5 protein-coding genes are annotated in these 4,452 nt (G+C 34.3%); 2 read left to right on the top strand and 3 right to left on the bottom strand.

Annotation, left to right across the window (positions count from 1 at the left end; translation table 11 throughout):
- Positions 1-72: 72 nt before the first annotated feature.
- Genes ACH2BV_RS08250 through mutY form a run of 3 tightly spaced genes read right to left on the bottom strand, consistent with a single transcriptional unit; the run spans position 73 to position 2,914 of the window.
- Positions 73-1,368, bottom strand: coding sequence for a gliding motility-associated protein GldE (locus ACH2BV_RS08250; protein WP_395050248.1), 1,296 nt, complete (start codon positions 1,366-1,368; stop codon positions 73-75).
- A gap of 23 nt (positions 1,369-1,391) precedes the next feature.
- The gene (locus ACH2BV_RS08245; RefSeq protein ID WP_395050247.1) at positions 1,392-1,832 is read right to left on the bottom strand and encodes a single-stranded DNA-binding protein; all 441 of its coding nucleotides are present in this window, start codon (positions 1,830-1,832) and stop codon (positions 1,392-1,394) included.
- A 38-nt stretch (positions 1,833-1,870) separates the two neighbouring features.
- Positions 1,871-2,914, bottom strand: coding sequence for an A/G-specific adenine glycosylase (gene mutY / locus ACH2BV_RS08240; RefSeq protein ID WP_395050245.1), 1,044 nt, complete (start codon positions 2,912-2,914; stop codon positions 1,871-1,873).
- A gap of 133 nt (positions 2,915-3,047) precedes the next feature.
- Here mutY and ACH2BV_RS08235 point away from each other — a divergent pair, with 133 nt between their 5' ends.
- Positions 3,048-3,338, top strand: coding sequence for an HU family DNA-binding protein (locus tag ACH2BV_RS08235; protein ID WP_143390122.1), 291 nt, complete (start codon positions 3,048-3,050; stop codon positions 3,336-3,338).
- A gap of 389 nt (positions 3,339-3,727) precedes the next feature.
- Positions 3,728-4,452: ribonuclease E/G (locus tag ACH2BV_RS08230; protein ID WP_395050243.1), on the top strand; the 725-nt coding region annotated here is incomplete at its 3' end.

Genomic DNA, 4,452 nt, shown 5'->3' with positions numbered 1-4,452 from the left:
AGCATTTGTAATCTTTTATTTATTTATAATCCATTAATTTTTCCCCTACTTTGGTGAGGTTAGAGGAGGATTTTATTCAATGGTCACTTTTATTTGTTTTACTCTTTTTTTATCTACCGTTTCAATAGTGAATACACAGTTTTCGAATGTAATTTTCTGGTCTTTTTTTGGAAAATTTCCTAAAACTTCAAGAATAAACCCTGCCAAAGTTTCGGCTTCGCCTTTTCTTATTTCGAATAACTCTTCATCCACATCAATCACTCTGTAGAAATCTTTGAGGTTTATTTTTCCTTCAAAAAGATAATTTTTATCGTCAATTTTAGAATAATTTGAATTATCTCCGTCAAATTCATCGCTGATATCTCCCACAATTTCTTCGATAATATCTTCGAGTGAAACCAATCCCGAAGTTCCTCCATATTCATCCACCACAATGGCCAAATGACTTTTCATACTCTGAAAATCCTTAAGTAAATTGTCAATTTTTTTATTTTCAGGAACAAAAAATGGTTCTCTCAGTAATGTTTTCCAATCAAATTCTTCTTTATTAATGTGCGGGAGCAAATCTTTCACAAACAAAACGCCTTCTATCTGGTCAATATTGTCTCGATAAACCGGAATTCTGGAAAAGCCTTTTTCGATTATTTTGGAGAAAATTGTCGCGAAAGATTCTTCTATTTCTAATGCAAAAATATCCATTCTAGGACTCATTACTTGCTTCGTATCGGTGTTTCCGAAAGTCACGATTCCTTCCAGTATTTTTTGCTCATCAGACGAAGTTTCATCTGCATCTGTAAGTTCTAGGGCTTGCGATAATTGGTCGACCGAGAAATTTGTCTTTTGTTTTCCTAATTTATTATGCAGGTAAATGGTGACTTTGCGCATTGGCAAACTTATTGGCGAAAGCAATTTATCAAGTCCCGCAACAGGATAAGCAATCAACTTGGCAAACTTTATGTTGTTTCTGCTGGCGTATACTTTTGGCAAAACCTCGCCAAACAGCAAGATTAAGAAAGTGACCACAATCACTTCTAAAATAAATTTTAAAATGGGTGAACTAACCGCCGAAAATATATTATGCCCCACATAGGAGAACAAAATTACCACTCCAATATTAATGAAATTGTTAGCCACTAGAAGTGTGGCCAGTAATTTTTTGGGTTTTTCTAAAAGTTCTGAAATTATTTTCCCTTTTGAGGGATGTTCTTGCAAGGTGTCGTCAATGTCTTTTTGTGACAAGGAAAACAAGGCTACTTCAGCACCAGAAACTAATGCAGAACAAAAAAGCAACGCAAATATTGCGATAAAACCAAATACTATATTAGTATCTAGAGTGTATTGAAGAAATAAACTGGGCTCCGGCTCCAAATTAAAAGAGATTAGTTATACAATCAAAACGGTAAATCATTTACTGGCAAACCGTTATTTTCTGGGTCAAAGTTAGCGTTTTTTGTTGGTTCAATTGGTTTATTCTCTTTACTGCCTTCGATTTCCTTTTTTGTTGTAAGAAAAGTAAAGTCTATTGCCTGAATTTCTGTGATGTATTTAGTTGACCCATCTTCGGCTTGCCATTGGCGAGATTTTATGCGACCTTCAATAAAAACTTTGTCTCCTTTTGACAAATATTTTTCGCATAATTCAGCCGCTTTATTCCTCACAACAATGTTATGCCACTCTGTAGAAGTAATTTTTTCTCCGGTTTCCTTATTGATATATGTCTCGTTTGTTGCCAAAGGGAATTTTCCAATGCAGGAATCACTTTTGAAATAGTGCATCTTCACATCGTCGCCCAAGTGGCCAATTAACATTACTTTATTTAAAGTCGAATTCATGTTCTGAGTTTATAAATTCAAATATACTGATTTTTGAGTTAGCTCAAAAAATCCTTTTCAATAAAATTGTGAATCACAATTGGGAAAGGAAATGTTTTCAAAGTTTCCGAACTTATACCATTTTTGATGGTTCCTTTTACTTTCACTTTCCAAAACTTGATATGCAAATGTTGATGCGATAATTTATGGATGATGCTTTCCGGATTGCTTTCTAATATACTAACAATTTTATTTTCGATAAAAAAATCAGATTGAATTAGTTCTGCTATACAATCAAAATCTTCTACCTTCTCTGTTTCAATCAGAGGAAATTCATAGAGATTGTGCCAAATTCCTTTTGCAGTTCGCTTTTGGATTATCGTATTCTCATTGTCATCAGAGACTACTAAGTAATTAAAAACCCGATTCCTGACTTTTAGTTTTTTAGATTTTAAGGGCAATTGATCCACTTTCTTTTTTTGCAAAGCGGCACAACTGCTATTGAATACACAAATTTCACAATTTGGGCTTTTAGGAACACATTGCAAAGCGCCAAATTCCATAATGGCTTGATTGAACAACGCGGGGTTGTCTTTTGGCATCAATTCGAAAGCCAGAGCAGCAAATTCCTTTTTGGCGGAAGCTGAAGCAATATCCGTTTCTACATCAAAATACCGTGACAAAACCCGAAAAACATTTCCGTCTACAACGGGAACGGCTTCATTAAAGGAAAAAGAGGCGATTGCGGCGGCCGTATATTCACCAACACCTTTTAGTTTCAATAAGTCATTATAGTTATCCGGAAATTTTCCAGATAATTCTGTGGCAACAAATTGTGCGGTTTTATGCAAATTTCGAGCACGGGAATAATAGCCCAATCCTTGCCATAGTTTCAGAACCTGTTCTTCATTGGCTTTAGCCAAATCAAAAACTTTCGGAAAATTAGTTGTGAATGATAGAAAATACGGCGTTCCTTGTGCCACTCGCGTTTGCTGAAGCATAATTTCGGACAGCCAAATTAGATACGGATTATCAGTTTTTCGCCACGGTAAATCCCGCTTATTTTCTAAATACCATCCTATCAATACTTTGGAAAAATTCATCTTTAAATATTAGTTAACAAAAGTAAAAGTTTATATGATTAAAATTTAATGAATTAGCTTGAATAATTGTTTTTTTAATTCATATATTTGCAACCTCAAAAAATTAGTACACCATTTATAAATTACGAATAAAATGACAAAAGCAGATATCGTAGCAAAAATCTCAGAGAGATTAGGTCTAGAAAAAGGAGATGTTCAGGCAACAGTAGAGACCTTTATGACAGAAGTAAAAAATTCATTAGAAACTGGAGACAATGTTTATTTAAGAGGTTTTGGAAGCTTCATTGTGAAAACAAGAGCTGAAAAAACAGGAAGAAATATTTCAAAAAATACCACGATCAAAATTCCTGCCCACAATATTCCAGCATTCAAACCTGCAAAAGTGTTTGTTGAAGGAGTAAAGACAAATAACGAAGCAAAGTAATAATATTTATTAATCACAAAATCACCAGATTATGCCAAGTGGTAAAAAAAGGAAGAGACATAAGGTAGCAACGCACAAACGCAAGAAAAGAGCGAGAGCTAACCGTCACAAAAAGAAAAAGTAGTTTTAAACTACTTTTTTCTTTTTAACCGTTCATTGAAATTTGGAAAACAGAATGCAGATTACAGATTACAGATTGCAGTTTTAACTGCAGCCTGACAACTGTTTCCTGCCCACTGAATTTCCTCTCGGGTTCAATACCTGTTAAAATTATTGTTTAATCCATCCTTACTGCAAAGTTGATGGTTGATAGTTAATAGTTGATGGAGTCTTTCCAACATCTAATAACCGACAACCTACAACTCCATTGTTTGGATAAAAATTTACAGATGAATAAAGAATTAATCATTAGATCTAGTTCCGAAGCCGTAGATTTTGCCTTATTAAAAGATGGAAAACTAATTGAATTACACAAAGAACAAGAAACAAGCAATTTCCAGGTTGGCGATATTTTTATTGCCAAAATTAGAAAACCAGTTGCTGGACTAAATGCTGCTTTTGTAAATGTTGGCTACGAAAAAGATGCCTTTTTACATTATCACGATTTAGGTCCTAATCTTGCTTCCCAACTGAAATTCATAAAACTTGTAAGCGCAGGTAAAATAAAAGATTTCTCCCTAAAAAACTTTCAGTTTGAAAAAGAGATAGACAAAGATGGTTCGATAACTGACATTATCAATTCGAATCAATCTATCTTAGTACAAGTCGTCAAAGAACCAATATCTACCAAAGGACCAAGAATTAGCGCTGAGCTATCGCTTGCCGGAAGATTTATTGTTTTAGTTCCGTTTTCTGACCGTGTTTCTATTTCTCAAAAAATAGAAGACAAAAAAGAAAAAGAACGTTTGAAACGATTGGTACAATCCATCAAACCAAAAGGATTTGGCGTTATTGTTCGCACAGTAGCCGAAGGCAAAAGCACCGTAGAATTAGAAAAAGATTTGCAGAACCTCATAGAGAGATGGACTGCAATGTGTAAAAAATTACCAACCGCTCATCATCCGTCCAAGGTATTAGGAGAGCTCAATAGAGCTTCATCAATATTAAGAGACGT

This window comes from Flavobacterium sp. (assembly GCF_043780635.1).
Classification (GTDB): domain Bacteria; phylum Bacteroidota; class Bacteroidia; order Flavobacteriales; family Flavobacteriaceae; genus Flavobacterium.
Note: the sequence above shows the minus strand (reverse complement) of the source record. Positions and strands in the feature narration are given on the sequence as shown.